Origin of the sequence: Segatella copri (assembly GCF_026015625.1) — a bacterium.
Classification (GTDB): domain Bacteria; phylum Bacteroidota; class Bacteroidia; order Bacteroidales; family Bacteroidaceae; genus Prevotella; species Prevotella copri_H.
The window spans coordinates 2,604,653-2,619,811 of the sequence record NZ_JAPDVG010000001.1 but is presented as its reverse complement, the minus strand read 5'-3'; the positions used below and the strand labels follow the sequence as shown (position 1 = coordinate 2,619,811).

Sequence of the window (15,159 nt, the reverse complement as noted above, 5' to 3'; positions counted from 1 at the left end):
TTCCGATTTCCTCGAAAAAAACATGCCTTTTTATTTTGTTTTGTCTCCGATTTGTGCTATCTTTGCAGTATCAATCAATATACGCAGCTTTTTGCGGTATCAAAAATATACGCAGATGAGAGTACTCATAGTAAATACAAGTGAAAAGACAGGCGGAGCGGCAGTAGCAGCCAACCGCCTGATGGATGCCCTTAACAACAATGGCGTTAAGGCAAAGATGTTGGTACGCGACAAGGAGACTGAAGACATCACCGTGGTCAGTCTGCCCCGTTCGCTCAGGTTGCAGTGGAACTTCCTGTGGGAGCGCTGGTGCGTGTTCTGGCATCTCCATTTCTCCCGTCAGCGCCTCTGGGAGGTAGACATGGCAACATCGGGTACCGATATCACCAGGCTCCGCGAGTTTCAGGAGGCAGATGTCATCCATCTCTCCTGGATCAACCAGGGCATGCTCTCACTCAAGAACATCCGCAAAATAATCCGCAGCGGCAAACCGGTGGTATGGACTATGCACGATCTCTGGCCAGCTACCGGCATCTGCCATTATGCGCGCGGCTGCAACCGCTATGCCTCCGCCTGCGGCAACTGTCCGCTTCTCCCCAATAAAGGCAGCAAGAACGACCTCTCAGCAAAGATATTCCGCCGCAAGAAGGAACTCTACCATCGCGGCGCCATCTCCTTCGTCACCTGTAGCCGTTGGCTCGAACGGCAGGCAAAGGGCAGCGGTCTCTTCGTAGGTCAGCGCATCACCAACATCCCGAATCCGATAGATACCCACGTGTTCTGTCCTCAGGATCAGGCAGAGGCGCGTCTGCGTGCCGGTCTGCCAGCCGACAAGCATATCATCCTCTTCGTATCCCAGCGCGTAACCGACGAGCGCAAGGGCATGCGTTATTTCATCGAAGCCATCGACCGGCTGGTAGCGCGCTATCCCGAGATGAAGGAGAATACCGCCATCGCCATCCTGGGCGGCCATTCCGAGGAAGTGAACCTCACTCTGCCGTCCTATTCGCTCGGCTATGTCAGCGATGAGAAGCAGATTGTGGCAATCTACAATTCTGCCGATGCCTTTGTGCTGCCATCGCTCGAAGATAACCTCCCTAACACCATCATGGAGTCGATGGCGTGCGGCGTGCCGAGCATCGGTTTCAGGGTAGGAGGAATACCGGAGATGATAGACCATCAGCAGAACGGCTACGTGGCCAACTACCGTGATACCGAAGACCTGGCGAGCGGTATCCACTGGGTACTCGAAGAGGCCGACAGGGCGGCGCTGAAGCAGGCATGTCTGCAGAAGGTAGCACAGAACTATTCGCAGCATGCCGTAGCATTGAAATATATTGAAGTTTATAACGAGGCGATGGCCTACAAAAACTATAAGTTATGATTAAGTTCACCGTCGTAACCTGTACGTACAATGCCGAGAAGGAGTTGCAGCGTACCCTCGACAGCGTGCAGCGCCAGACCTACTGCAACATCGAGCACATCATCATGGATGGCGGTTCTCGCGACCGCACCCTCCAGCTGGTGAAGGCATATCAGCATCGCAATGCAGTAGGCGAGAGCTCGCACGAAATCGTGGTGATATCAGAGCCCGACAAGGGACTTTATGATGCCATGAACAAGAGCATCGACCGTGCTACGGGCGATTACCTGGTGTTCATGAATGCCGGCGACACCTTTCCTACAGCCGATACGCTGGAATATGTAGAAGGCTGTGTAGGCGAAGGCGAATTACTGCCCGGCGTACTTTACGGGGATACCGATATCGTGGACGAGATGGGCCATTTCCTGCGTCATCGTCGTCTAGCCCCACCCATGAAGCTCACGTGGCGTTCGTTCATCTGGGGCATGCTGGTATGCCACCAGTCATTCTATGCCCGCACAGACATAGCCCGTGAGATTCATTACGATCTGCACTACCGATATTCGGCAGATGTAGACTGGTGCATCCGCATCATGCGGGAGTCATCTCGCCGCAAGTTGCCGTTGCGCAACGTCCATGCCGTCCTCACCCATTTTCTGGATGGTGGCATGACCACGCAGAACCACAAAGCCTCCCTGAAGGAGCGTTTTCAGGTGATGCGCACCCATTACGGTCTTCTTCCCACCCTTGCAGTTCATGCCTGGTTCGTGATAAGAGGGGCTGTAAAAAAGTAAAAAGGTAAAAAGAGCCTTAACCCCTTTCGTTTAGTTAATAATTTATAGTTAATAGTTGATAGGGCAGCCTCGCTCGACGGCGTTAGCCCTCTATAAACTATCAACTAAAAAAGCGGCCCCGTTCCCAGCGATTCCATCGCTGGTCCCCTTAAGTCTTGAAAAATAGCCCCTGGTGTGTTCTTGCATCAGGGGCTTTTAACTTTACGGGGACCAGCGATGGAATCGCTGGGGACGGGGACGAACGGGGGTAGGCCTTTTTTACCTTTTTACCTTTAAAAGCCCCTTCAGGTCGGCGATGATGGCCTGGGTGTAGGCTCTTATCTGAGACTCTGACAGATCGCTGATATGCTCGGGAGCGAGGGCGGCGATGTGCTGGCGGGTCTCCATCTCTATCATCGTGGCGATAGGGAGGAGCTTGTGGGCTGTCTTGCTGATGGCTTCTATTGATAACCCGCCTTCTGTTGCCTGCTGGAGGTTCTGGAGATGGGATGACAACTCCTGCTTGACGGTGCTGAGTATCTCGGCTTCTGCCTCCGGATCGCCTTCTGCAAAGGCCAGGAGGGCTGCAAAGCGGGAATTCTTATTGTTTTTCTCTGCTATATCCTCTGCTTCTGATGATGTTTTCTCTGCAATATCCTCTGTTTCTGATGCTGCATCCTCCAAACCGAGGATTTCTTTCAGCTTCTCTGTGCTGAACGGCTTGAAGAGGCAATCGTCGAAACCGGCTTCTTTCAACTCTCTGATGATGCTGGCATCGTGGGCGGTCATTGCTACTACCTTCATGTGGCTGTGGTTGATGTGCTGAATCATCCTGATGCCGTTCATCTCGGGCATTTCGATATCCATCATCATCAGCGCAGGATGCTCGTTGTGGAGCACGGTGAGCGCCTCGGCTACATGCAGACAGGCAAAGACTTGCCAACTGTCGCCTACCAGCTTCTTCAGCATCTCCTGAAGCAGACGGAGCTGCAACGGGTCGTCATCGAGCAGCAGTATCTTGTGATTTTCGAAATGGAGCTTGACTGGGGTGATCGGCTTCTGCTCTTCTGCCTCTTCTACTGCAGGAGCGGTACCTAAGGCAAGCGGAATGGTGACGGTGAAGGTGCTGCCCTTGTCCTTGACGGATTCCAGACGCAGGGTGCCCTGGAGCAGATTGACCAGTTCCTGGGTGATGTTCAGTCCGAGACCGGTGCCCTCGATGCCCTGGGCACTCTTCAGACGGGTGAACGCCTGGAACACCTTCTGGCGCTCTTCGGTGGTCATGCCCTTGCCGGTATCCCTTACCGAGAAGGTAAGAAGGTGCTGGGGACTGATGGCTGCCTGGATGGTGACGCTGCCCTTATCGGTATACTTGATGGCATTGCTCACCAGGTTGTTGAGTATCTGACGGATACGGAAGGCATCGGCACGGTAGTAGGTCTGCGGACTGCTGATGCCATCGAGCTCCAGATGCAGTTCCAGTCCCTTCTCCTGGCTCAGGATCTGCATCTCTCCGGCACACTGGCGGAACATGTCGGCAGGCGAGAAATCTACAGGGTTCAGCTTCATCAGTCCGTTTTCCAACTGGTGATAATCGAGCAGGGCGGCAACGAGCCGGGAGAGATGGGTGGCAGAACCCTTGATGCTGTTGAGACAGGAGATGCCTTGCGGGTTGTCGACATAATCCTTCATCAGGTTGATGAAGCCCGAGATGCTGGCAGCCGGAGCCTTGATGTCGTGGGTGATGGTGAGGAGCAGGCGTTCGCGCTGGTTCATGATGCGTCTGATTTCCTCGTTAGCCTCTTCGAGATTCTCGCGGTAGATGCGTTCCTTCTGCGTATCGCGGTAGATGTAATAGACGAGGATGACGGCGGCTGTGATGGCTACGATGGCAAGCAGACCTATCTGCCAGAGCAGATTCTGGCGCGCCTGCATCGCCTGGTTGATAGCCTGCTGCATCGCCTGACGTTCGCGCTGGTGAATATCGTTGAGCTGCTGGGAGGAGCGCAGGGCGAGGCGGGCATTGGTTATCTGCAGGTCTCTCACCTCGCGGTTGATGGCCTCGTGGTTATCGCGCGTAGACTGCTTCTCCTTGCGGTCAATCTGTTCCAGGATATCGGCTACGTTTCCGGCTAAGTTGACCGGGGTAGAGAGGGTATCGGTGACAGCCTGGTTGCTGTCGCGTCTGATGCTGAGCGTTTCGGCATGTTCCTTCTTGAAGGCATCGGCAAGGCGGCGGAAGAAGCCCTTGCAGGTTTTCATCACCTCTACGGTGGTGTTCTTTGCCACATGGGTCTTGGGTGCCTTGGAATGCACGACAACGGAATCTTCGCCACTGTTGAGGCTGTTCATCTTCTCGTGCAGATAGTTGTGGGATGACTTGCCCTGCATGGCGCGGGTAAGCTGCTGCAGATTGGTCTGTTCCTCCTTGAGCAGGCTGGACATGGTGCTGTCGGCTGCCTGGCGCTTTTCGATATAGTCGCGGGTTGCCTGGTTGATAGCGAGCACGGACGTGGTGTTGCGATATACCAGCCCTATCGCCAGAATCAGTACGATGGCGACGATGATGTAACCCAGGGCTACCTTGAAAGGAACGTTTGTTTGCTGCATCTTCTTATCTTTTAATGTTTTGAGTTTTTTTGCTATTTGCGTGCAAAGTTAATCAAAAATGCGATATAAACCAACGAAAACAGGAGATAAATGCCAAAATCTGGTCATCTATCTCCTGTTTCATTGAAAGCGACGCGTAATTACTATTTTCTGAAGGTGGATTTACTCTGCTACGGTTGAATCCACTGTTGCAGCTGTAGTGTCTGTAGGAGCTGCTGCTGGGGTCTCAACAGGTGTTGCTGTTGTGTCGGCTGGAGCTACTGTGTCTACTGGTTCTGAACCTGCAACGTTTACCATTCTGTTACCTGCAAATACATTGCTAACTGATACCATTGCTACTGCTGCGATAACTGCAAATACTAACTTTTTCATAATTCTTTTGTTTTTTAATTGTGAATATTATTGTTTATTAATTCTCTTGCTGAAACTCATTTGCGAGTTCGCTAAATAATATCACAATAGGCGTGCCAAAAATCGATGAATTTGTTAAGTGTCTGATAATCAGAGGAGATGGTGTTTTGTGCCAGAAACGGGATGTGGGGAAAGTGGGGAAAAGGTGTAGAAAAATTCCCCAATATAGTGTGGAATATATTGGGGAATCGGGGTGTGGCATGTTTACTCCATGCCGTATTTCTTCATTTTGTTGTAGAGAGTCTTGCGGTCGATGGCAAGCAGTTGGGCAGCCTTGCTCTTGTTGCCGTGGGTGGCTCTCAGGGCAGCGGCGATGCTTTCCTGTTCCGACTGTTCGCTGTGCAGCTGCATATTGATTGGTCGGGCTGTGGAGGTCTGTGCCATCGTCTTCTCCAGTTCCTGGGCACCGATATACTTGCCACGGGTGAGCAGGGTGGCGCGCTTCATCACATTGTTCAGTTCGCGCAGGTTGCCCGGCCAGTCGTATGAGGCAATGATTTCGGAGGCTTTGGCATCCAGTCCGAGCACATTCTTGCCCAGTTCCTGGTTGGCGTGCTTGATGAAGAGGTTGGCAAAGAGGAAGATGTCGGCACCTCTGTCCTTGAGGGCAGGCATGTAGATGGTAAACTCGTTGATGCGGTGATAGAGGTCCTCTCTGAACTTGCCTTCGGCTACCGCCTGCGCCAGATTCTCGTTGGTGGCACAGATGAGTCGGATATCCACATTAATCTCCTGCGTGCTGCCCAGCGGACGGATTTTTCTCTCCTGCAAGGCTCTGAGGAGCTGCACCTGTACTTCGTAGTTGAGGTTTCCCATCTCATCGAGGAAAACCGTTCCGCCGTTAGCTATCTCGAAGGCGCCCTTCTTATCCTGTTCGGCTCCGGTAAAGGCACCCTTCTTATATCCGAAGAATTCAGATGCCGCCACCTCCTTAGGAATGGCGCCGCAGTCGATGGCATAGAAAGGCTTGTCCTTGCGCAGACTCTGTTCGTGGATGCTGCGCGCCACATATTCCTTTCCGGTGCCGCTGGCTCCGAGAATGAGCACTGACATCGGGGTTGGGGCAACGAGCGAAACGAACTCGTAGAGTTGTTTGGAAGCCTCGCTTTCACCTTTTAGATATCTAGGCACCTCCGCGCCCTGCTGCTCTTCTTGGGGCGCATCCTGCATGGCGGCAGATTCCGCACGCTGAGGGGCAGAAACCGCTGAAGCAGCCGACTGGATAGCCTCACGGATTTTCTCTAAGAGGATTTCGGGATGGAAGGGTTTAGCCACGTAATCGGTAGCACCCGATTTCATGGCACATACGGCATTCTGAACCTCTGCATAGCTAGTCATTACGATAAAAGGCAGGTGGGCATCGGACTTTCTGATATGCTGGAGCAATACCAGTCCGTCATGGTCGGGCAGGCGCAGGTCGGAAAGAACCAGATGGAATGCATCGCCGGCTCCCATCGCTTTGATGGCAGCGCCTACAGATGTTACCCTTTCCACATCGAATCCTTTCTTTTTGAGCCAAGTCTGTATCATGGTTCCGAATGCCAAATCGTCTTCAACAATCAATATCCTCTTCATAATGTTCTGTTTTATCCTCTTCTAAAATATCGTTATATATAACTTTGTGCAAAGGTACGGAAAAGTTGTATGGAAAGCTATTTAATTCACATTATTTAGCAATAAAACCGACTAAAAATCTACAAACCCTGTTCTATTATCTTATTTTTAGTGAAAAGAACAATTGTTTTCGGATAAAAGCATGCTAGTTGCTTTATTTTTTGTATCTTTGCATAAGATAAATAAGATTTAGAGTCATGAATCCGATAGTACAAACCATCATATTGTCAGCTTCGGCGGTGCGCATGTTGCCGCATATCGCTCTGTATCTGCTCCATAAGAAGGAGATAGATGCCGACCTGCTGAAGGTGCAGGACAGGAAGCCTACGGTGCTCAACCTGATTAAGGCATGCACCCGCGAAAGGAGTTTCCGCAATCTGTTTTATTACCGCCTGGGCGAATACCGTTCGGTTTTCATCAGCTGGCTGTTGCCTCCTGAGCGCACGATGACCATTTGGTGCCCGTATATCGGGAAGGGTGCGCATCTGGAGCACAGCTATGCCACCTATCTCAACGCAGAAAGCATAGGTGATGACTTCTACTGTCTGCAGATGGTGACGCTGGGCAACGGCAAGGGCGGCAGACCTACCATCGGAAATGACGTGAAGATTTATACCGGCGCCACGGTCTTCGGCGGCATCCATATCGGCAACCACGTGACGATAGGCGCCGGTGCCGTCGTATTCCAGGATATTCCCGACGGGGCTACCGTGGTAGGGAATCCGGGGAGAATCATTCAGAAATAATCAATTTAAAGATAGAGAATATGAACTATGCATTGATCATAGCCGGAGGTTCTGGCAATAGAATGGGACAGGACATCCCAAAGCAGTTTATGCATGTAGACAACTGTCCTATCATCATCCATACGATGATGGCTTTTCAGAAGCATCCTGATATTCAGGGTATTGCTGTGGTATGTCTGGCAGGTTGGGAAACGGTACTGCAGTCGTATGCCAACCAGTTCTGCATTACCAAGCTGAAATGGATATTCCCTGGCGGAAGCAATGGTCAGGAGTCAATCCACAATGGTATCTATGGCTTGAAAGAGGCGGGATGCGGTGATGACGACCTGGTGCTGGTGCATGATGCCGTGCGCCCACTCTTGTCGCAAGACATCATCTCATCCAATATCGCCATCTGCCAGAAGTATGGCTATGCCATTACGGGTATCAAATGTAGAGAGGCTATCCTGGAGAGCGAAGATGGTTTCACGACCAACACCAGTATTCCGCGCGACAAACTGATCCGTACCCAGACACCCCAGACCTTCCGTTTGGGCAATCTGATAGCAGCCCACGAAGAGGCTAAGGAGAAGGGCATCACCAATTCGGTAGCATCCTGTACCCTGATGGCAGAACTGGGAGGCAGACAGATGCATATCGTGCCTGGTTCAGAGAAGAACATCAAGATAACCACCGTTGAGGATCTGGAGATACTGAAGGCACTGATGAAGGTTCAGCCTGAGGCTTGGTTAAAATAAACATGTTATGATAGGAAATTCACCATATAAGGAAGATATTGCGCGCCTTTTCCGGGAAGGTTTGGAATTGGAGCGTCTGCATGGCAAAACCATTCTTGTGGCTGGTGCTACAGGATTGGTAGGAGGCTGTGTGGTTGATGTGCTGATGCAGAATCCTGCCCGGTGCTACAAGGTGATAGCAGCCGGAAGAAACAAGGAACGTGCCCGACAGAAGTTTGCTGCCTATTGGGAGGATGAATCTTTCTTCTTTGCAGAGATAGACGTTACCCAGCCTGTCATCAAGAGCATGGACAGGATGATAGGGGAACCAGTCTATAATGAGTTGGCTGAGGGCGCTGATTACATCATCGATGCAGCCAGCAATGCGAGTCCTAACTTCTTTAAGCAGAACCCTGTAGAGGTGATGAAGGCAAACATCAACGGTGTATCCAACCTGCTGGAATATGGATTGAGTCACCGCATGCAGCGCATGGTTTATATCTCTTCGGGTGAAATCTATGGCGAGGGCGATGGCTCTGAATTTACCGAGAAGAGCAGCGGCTATGTGGATTGTGCATCGGTGCGTGCCTGCTATCCATCTTCCAAACGTGCTGCCGAAACGCTCTGCATGGCATACGGAGCAGAATATGATGCCGATGTGGTGATAGCCAGACTGAGTCATACCTACGGTCCGGGTTTTACGGAGAGTGACAATAGGGTGTATGCCCAGTTTATCCGCAATGTTCTGAAGGGTGAGGATATCGTCCTGAAGAGTAAGGGTGAGGCTTTCCGCTCCTGGCTTTATGTAGTAGATGCCGCCCATGCCATCTTGCGCCTCCTGCTGGATGGCGAGAGGGCAAATGCCTATAATGTGGCTCATTCAGAATCGAATATCTCCATCCGCCAACTGGCAGAGCTGATAGCCCGGAAAGCGGACAGAAAGGTGGTGTTTGATATTCCTGAGGCGGATGCGCAGCAGGGCAATACCACGCCTATCACCAAGGCAACCTTCAGTACGGATAAACTCAAGGCTTTAGGCTGGAAACCGCTCTTTGATGTAGAAGAAGGTTTCGGACATACCTTGCAGGAAGTGAGGGAAGGCTAAAGCTTTCTTTTAATCTCATCCCATGTTTCCCGCTTTTCCATGTTCAGATAGTAGCGAAGGTGTTTCTCTACTCTCTGTTCTACGGGTGGAAACTTCATATAGTCGCCAAAGAAGTGGCGCAGATAGGTATCAGCCTGCTCCGGCAGCAAGACGGTGGTATCCTCGAACGGGAATTCCTTGCCCTTGCCGAGCCATTCCTTCGGAAAAATCTCCTTATAGTGGTAGGAACCTGTATTCACCAGTACGTTCTTCGCCTTATCGAAGTCATACCGGTGACTCATCTCGTCCATCTGCTGGATGAGGCGGTGGCGCATCTTGCTGCGGCAGAAGAAGGCGATCGTCTTGATGGCAAAGCGGCCCCAGGTTTCCTTGTGCAGGAGCAGGGAGATGTACTCAAAGAAAGTATTGTGGGTGGTTACGGCGTTCAGACGGTTGATGGTCTTAGAGTATTTGCGATACAGCGCCTTTGCCGTTTCCAGGTCATCGTCGGTGGCATCAAGAGGGAAGATATCTACGTAAAGACCGATGATGCAGGGACGCTCCTTCTCCTCGATAAGGGTGGTTTCGCGGTTCACGAGTTTTGAGAAATACAGAGGGTATGACTCGTTGTTGTACGGAGTTACTACCTCGTATTTGCCAAAGTCTTCATGCTTGGCGATTTCGAGCAGACGGTCGTAGTCGGGGCGTGGCATCAGTACGTCGATGTCATCGTCCCAGGGAATCATTCCGTGGTGACGGGCGGCTCCGATAGCGGTGCCGGCACAACAGTAATATCTGAGGTGATACTTGTTGCAGATTTCGATGAAAGCCTTCAATATATCGAGTATTGTGGCGTTCCATTCCTTCTTGATGTTCTTAATATCCATACTTTTTTCTGTTTTACGGCTGCAAAAGTAAGCAAAAAGTTTTGAACTTCAAACTATTTATGCTACTTTTGCATTCTAAAAAGTAAAAACAAGTAATATTCCATATTTATCAGATAGAAACGATGGCAGAATCATTAAAGGAAAAAACCGCCAAGGGATTGTTCTGGGGAGCGATGAACAGTGGCTCTACCCAGGTACTCAATATCCTCTTTGGCATCTTCTTGGCGCGTTTGTTGTCGCCAGCCGATTATGGTATCATCGGCATCCTCACCATATTCACCCTGATAGCGGGCAATCTGCAGAGTAGTGGGTTTACCCAGGCACTGGTGAATATCAGGAAACCCACCGACAACGATTATAACTCGGTGTTCTGGTTTAATGTCCTGGTGAGTCTTACCATGTATGTGGTGCTCTTTTTCTGTGCGCCGCTGATAGCAGATTTCTTCCATCAGCCTTGTCTCACCTCCCTGTCGCGCTTCGTGTTCCTGAGTTTCTTCATCTCTTCGTTTGGCATCGCCCAGAACGGATATATGATGAAGAACATGATGAACAAGGAGATTACCATCGTTAATTTCATGGCTCTGATCAGTTCGAATGTCGTGGGACTGGTACTGGCATTCAACGGCATGGCTTACTGGAGTCTTGCCTGGCAGCAGGTTATCTTTATCCTCGTGCTGAATATAGGAAGATATTATTATACGGGATGGCGCCCGAACTTTCATATCGATTTCGGACCGGTGAGAAAGATGTTCGGATTCAGCGTGAAACTCCTGGTTACCAACATTATCAATACGGTGAGCAACAATGTATTGACCTTTGTCTTCGGCAGGTTCTATCCGATTAATGATGTGGGTAACTATAGTCAGGCATACAACTGGGACACCAAGGCTAATTCGTTTGTTGCCAATACGGTGGGACAGATAGCTCAGCCCGTCTTGGCTTCTATCCAGGACGATAAGAACCGCGAGTTGCTGGTGTTCAGAAAAATGCTCCGTTTTACGGCATTCCTTTCTTTTCCATTGATGTTTGGCTTGACCCTGGTATCACGCGAATTCATTCTGATTACGATTCATGAGAAATGGATAGCCAGTGTGCCGCTGTTGCAGATTCTTTGTGTGAGCGGTGCCTTTATGCCGATTTATACGCTCTATCAGAATCTGGCTATCAGCAAGGGTCGTTCTGATGTGTATATGTGGTGCAACATCGGTCAGGTAGTGGGTTTGCTCGCCTTGGTATTGTTCTGTCATCAATATGGCATCCAGACCATGGTGATAGCCTATACCTTATTTATAATAGCTTGGCTTCTGGTCTGGCAGTGGATGATGAAGCGTGTTGCCGGATTGCGGTTTCTGGATGTGGCAAAGGATATACTGCCATTCATGCTCTGTGCGGCAGCCACGATGGTAGTTACCTATTTTATGACCCGCAGCCTGCAGAACATCTATCTCCTGCTGCTGGTTCGTCTGCTGGTTTCAGCCACCATCTACTTCTGTATCATGAAACTGCTGAAGGTGCAGATATTAGAAGAGTGTATAGCCTTCTGTAAGCGAGGTAGATAAGATTCACCCTCTTGACAGGTACCCCCTTTTTGATGAGCTTGATGATGAGTCGGATGAGGCAGCTCTTAGGCTTGTAGTCGAGTGCCTGATCCACCTTTTCGAAGGCTACCTGTGCGTTTGCCGCCCAGCGGTAGGCATTGACGATGCCTATCTCTGTGGCCCTGAGGTACTGATGTTCCGTATCGTTCTGCTCGAAGAAATCGATGAGTCGGCGGGTTGACTTGAAGTATGACAGGAGGTTCTTTTCAGAGATGTTGTGATTGTAGGAATTCTCATTGTCGGTACGGTAATAATATACCGCATCATCGATATTCACCTTTTTGCCGTAGAACATGAACTGGGCATTCCAGAAGAGATCTTCCGCATAGTTGATGCCCTCTTCAAAGAATATCCTGTGCTCCATGATGAGCGAACGCTTATAGATTCTGCCCCACAGCCGGTTGGTGATGATGTTCTGGCAGACAAGCAGTTTGAGCAGCTTCTCATCAGAAACATCAAAAGGTTTCTGGAGTCTTCCTGCTTTTCCTTCGCACCATTCCCGGTAGCCGCCATCAACCAGGTCGGCATGGCTGCTATCTGCTTTTCCTGCCAGCTTCTCAACTGCATCTTCCGGCAGCATATCGTCGCTATCGGCAAATAAAAGATAATCGCCTGTAGCCGCCATCAGTGCCGTCTGTCTTGCAGCTCCCACGCCCCGGTTTCTGTCGTGGTGGATGATGCGTACCTGTTGTGCTCTTTCAGGATATTCTTTCAGGAGCGATTGTAGGATACCGATACTTTTATCGGGGGTACAGTCATCTACAAAGATGTATTCGATAGACGCATACGACTGCTCGAACAGTGAACGGGCGCACTGTTCGATATATTTTTCTACCCCATAGATAGGAGTTAAGATACTTATTTTCAGCATGATGGTTTTAATCTAAGATACTTTTTTATCTTGTCGGGTTCTCTTTTTTTATCTTGTGAGATACTCGAATATCAGCGTGCTGTTATAGAAGAACAGGAAGATGGTGATAACTGCGAGTGTTCCACGAAGATAAGGCAGATATTTCTCCTTACAGTTTCTGATGATATATCCGATACTGATCGGAATGATGAACGCCCAATGGGCAGCCATGATATAAACCTCGTTCAGTCCGAATCCCATGACCAGATGAATGAAGGCATCGCATGCCACCCATGAGGCTGTGAGCCAGAGAAAGGCCGATCTTCTTCCCATCCAAAAGCCCATACACAGCAGAATCACGATGATACCCTCTATGATATAAGGAACGGGTGTCTGGTATTTCACGAATATCGGGCGGTGGCTGTGGATATCTTCCAGCAGATGTTCTCTGTGCAGGATAAGCGATTCGCCAAAAACGTTTTCTACCAGTGATTCTGAACGGGAGATAGACATATCTGCCCATGAAAGCATGCCTCGTTTCTGGATATTCTTGCCAGCGATAGCCTTATCGTGTTTTTGCTTCTGTTCCATCTTTGCCCTAAAAGTACTGTCTTTCGCTGCCTTTTGGGCAACGAGCCGTTCTCCTTCCAGACGGTTCGGAATAATGAATGCCTTGTTCTGATAAATGCCTGCAGCACCTATCAGAAGGGTAGGCAAGATGATGCCCAATGCCAGATATTTCGGGCGGAAGAGTTTTTTGCCATTGGTAAAGAGGGCGGCAAGGAAGGTCTTGGCGCCATTGCTCAGCGTGATGCCTGCCGTGAAGAAAAAGAGCAGGGCTGTTTGCCACCAAGGCATGCTGCGGTGTTCCTGCTGCTGTTTGCCTGCCAGATAAAGTGTCATCGACAGGAAGAAAAGCGACATGCCGAAATGGTCATCCACAAAGGTGACGAGCAGCACGTAGGCAAAGGAAAAAAGCATCGCTGTGAGCACATTGCTGTCTATAGCCTTCAGCTGCATCACCTCTCTGAAGATTCTTCTGAAGAAGAGGGTGGAGTAGGTGGAGAAGAATGTCATCATCACCGCCACGATGGAAGTTGCCCAGTTGCGGGAGGTGAGTTCTATCAGCCAGCCGTTCAGTAGCGAGAAAGGATAGAGGAAGAAAGGGAGCATGGGATGGCGATACTCCGTGTAATACACCTTCCACTTCGAGAGGGTAAGGTAGGTGTAGGGGTCGAAACCTGAAATCTGAAAGTTCTTGGTGAAGAGCGTCCAGAATCCTGCTTTCGGTTTGCCGAAATCATCAAAATGATAGGTTATCATCAGCACATTGAAGGCGATGATAACGATGAGTGTAATCAAGGCAAAGAGCCTTTCTTCTTTTTTAATTCTAAATATATTGTTCATTCTCTGATTATTTTTTTTGCTGGGCTGATGCATGCCGCATCTCCTTCTTAGCGCTGCAAAAGTAATTGTTTTTTCTGAATATTCAAAAAGAAAGGCTCTATTTTGTGTCTTTTTTCTGATAAAAACGGAGTTTTATTTTGTATTCTCTTTTATTTGGTGTATCTTTGTCGCAATGATGATGAAAAAAGTCATCAGGACGGACAGTTGGATAATAAAGATAAATAATGACAATGAAACATGCTTTTTTGATAATGGCTCATGGCAGTTTACCGCTTCTGAGGGTATTGCTGTCGATGCTCGATGATGAGCGCAATGATATATTTCTGCATATCGACCGGAAATCGGATATGCTGGATGGTGCTGAACCGCTGGTTCTTTCCAAGGCACGCCTCTTTGTATTGAAGCAGAGGGTGGATGTGCGTTGGGGAAATCTGAGCCAGATTAAGGCGGAGTATGTGCTTTTCGAGGAGGCTTTGAAGCATGGACCTTATGCCTACTACCATCTGCTGAGTGGTCAGGATTTACCTATCAAATCGCAGGATTACATCCATCAGTTCTTTGAGGAGCATCAGGGTAAGGAATTTGTGGGCATCAATCATGGTGAGGAATTTGAATGGGATTGCCGCCGGAAGATGATGCGTTATTGGCTATTTACCAGTCTTACCCGCTCGAAGTATGGGGCTTTGAATGCTATCACCAGGCGACTGAATAAATATCTTTCGATGCTGCTCATGCCGTTCCTGCATCGCCAGAAGATGGATTTTGCCAAGGGTGCCAACTGGGTGAGCATCACGCAGGCATGCGTGGAGTATGTGGTGAGCCAGAAGCCGTTTGTATTGAAAAGATTCAATTATACCTTCTGCCCTGATGAGTTCTTCCTGCAGACCCTGGTATGGAATCAGCCCGATTTCCGGGCCGCCTTGTACTCAGAAAAAGATGAATATGAGGGCTGTATGCGACTCATTGACTGGAAACGGGGCAATCCGTACGTCTGGACTTTGGCAGACAAAGAGGAGCTGGAACAAAGCAACCGCCTCTTTGCCCGTAAGTTTGATATAGAGCATGAGGATATCATCCGCTGGATCAAGGCTTCTTGCTAA

Annotated in this window: 13 protein-coding genes; 7 read left to right on the top strand and 6 right to left on the bottom strand. The window is 49.7% G+C overall.

What is annotated here, in order from left to right; genetic code table 11:
* Positions 1 to 115: 115 nt before the first annotated feature.
* On the top strand, positions 116 to 1,384 hold the full coding sequence (locus ONT19_RS10990; protein WP_006847998.1) for a glycosyltransferase family 4 protein: 1,269 nt from the start codon (positions 116 to 118) through the stop codon (positions 1,382 to 1,384).
* The gene (locus tag ONT19_RS10985) at positions 1,381 to 2,157 is read left to right on the top strand and encodes a glycosyltransferase family 2 protein (protein WP_264951964.1); all 777 of its coding nucleotides are present in this window, start codon (positions 1,381 to 1,383) and stop codon (positions 2,155 to 2,157) included. Before ONT19_RS10990 ends, ONT19_RS10985 begins: the two co-directional genes overlap by 4 nt.
* 258 nt (positions 2,158 to 2,415) lie before the next feature.
* On the opposite strand, the gene ONT19_RS10980 is transcribed toward ONT19_RS10985, so the two are convergent.
* The 3 genes from ONT19_RS10980 to ONT19_RS10970 form a co-directional block, all read right to left on the bottom strand.
* On the bottom strand, positions 2,416 to 4,746 hold the full coding sequence (locus ONT19_RS10980) for an ATP-binding protein (RefSeq protein ID WP_264951963.1): 2,331 nt from the start codon (positions 4,744 to 4,746) through the stop codon (positions 2,416 to 2,418).
* A 162-nt stretch (positions 4,747 to 4,908) separates the two neighbouring features.
* Positions 4,909 to 5,118, bottom strand: a complete 210-nt coding sequence (locus tag ONT19_RS10975) for a hypothetical protein (RefSeq protein ID WP_264951962.1) — start codon at positions 5,116 to 5,118, stop codon at positions 4,909 to 4,911.
* A 243-nt stretch (positions 5,119 to 5,361) separates the two neighbouring features.
* Complete coding sequence (locus tag ONT19_RS10970) at positions 5,362 to 6,732, bottom strand: sigma-54-dependent transcriptional regulator (RefSeq protein ID WP_264951961.1); 1,371 nt, start codon at positions 6,730 to 6,732, stop codon at positions 5,362 to 5,364.
* A 236-nt stretch (positions 6,733 to 6,968) separates the two neighbouring features.
* On the opposite strand from ONT19_RS10970, the gene ONT19_RS10965 reads away from it, so the two are divergent.
* Genes ONT19_RS10965 through ONT19_RS10955 form a run of 3 tightly spaced genes read left to right on the top strand, consistent with a single transcriptional unit; the run spans position 6,969 to position 9,338 of the window.
* On the top strand, positions 6,969 to 7,517 hold the full coding sequence (locus ONT19_RS10965; protein WP_264951960.1) for a serine O-acetyltransferase: 549 nt from the start codon (positions 6,969 to 6,971) through the stop codon (positions 7,515 to 7,517).
* A gap of 20 nt (positions 7,518 to 7,537) precedes the next feature.
* Positions 7,538 to 8,254: an IspD/TarI family cytidylyltransferase gene (locus ONT19_RS10960; protein WP_118080252.1), complete on the top strand. Its 717-nt coding sequence runs from the start codon at positions 7,538 to 7,540 to the stop codon at positions 8,252 to 8,254.
* 7 nt (positions 8,255 to 8,261) lie between these two features.
* On the top strand, positions 8,262 to 9,338 hold the full coding sequence (locus ONT19_RS10955; RefSeq protein WP_153087440.1) for an NAD-dependent epimerase/dehydratase family protein: 1,077 nt from the start codon (positions 8,262 to 8,264) through the stop codon (positions 9,336 to 9,338).
* On the opposite strand, the gene ONT19_RS10950 is transcribed toward ONT19_RS10955, so the two are convergent.
* A complete protein-coding gene (locus ONT19_RS10950; RefSeq protein WP_118192090.1) occupies positions 9,335 to 10,204 on the bottom strand; it encodes a LicD family protein in 870 nt (289 codons plus the stop codon). The two genes, ONT19_RS10955 and ONT19_RS10950, sit on opposite strands and share 4 nt — an antisense overlap.
* A gap of 122 nt (positions 10,205 to 10,326) precedes the next feature.
* Here ONT19_RS10950 and ONT19_RS10945 point away from each other — a divergent pair, with 122 nt between their 5' ends.
* Entirely contained in the window at positions 10,327 to 11,763 is a 1,437-nt protein-coding gene (locus tag ONT19_RS10945) for a lipopolysaccharide biosynthesis protein (RefSeq protein ID WP_144154922.1), read from the top strand.
* Here the strand turns inward: ONT19_RS10945 and ONT19_RS10940 are convergent.
* Together ONT19_RS10940 and ONT19_RS10935 are read right to left on the bottom strand one after the other, a co-directional pair.
* Positions 11,699 to 12,673 carry a glycosyltransferase family 2 protein gene (locus ONT19_RS10940; protein WP_264951959.1) on the bottom strand — a complete coding sequence of 325 codons (975 nt, stop codon included), beginning with the start codon at positions 12,671 to 12,673 and terminating at the stop codon, positions 11,699 to 11,701. The two genes, ONT19_RS10945 and ONT19_RS10940, sit on opposite strands and share 65 nt — an antisense overlap.
* 48 nt (positions 12,674 to 12,721) lie before the next feature.
* On the bottom strand, positions 12,722 to 14,059 hold the full coding sequence (locus ONT19_RS10935; protein WP_264951958.1) for a DUF6080 domain-containing protein: 1,338 nt from the start codon (positions 14,057 to 14,059) through the stop codon (positions 12,722 to 12,724).
* 230 nt (positions 14,060 to 14,289) lie between these two features.
* On the opposite strand from ONT19_RS10935, the gene ONT19_RS10930 reads away from it, so the two are divergent.
* Complete coding sequence (locus ONT19_RS10930) at positions 14,290 to 15,159, top strand: beta-1,6-N-acetylglucosaminyltransferase (protein ID WP_264951957.1); 870 nt, start codon at positions 14,290 to 14,292, stop codon at positions 15,157 to 15,159.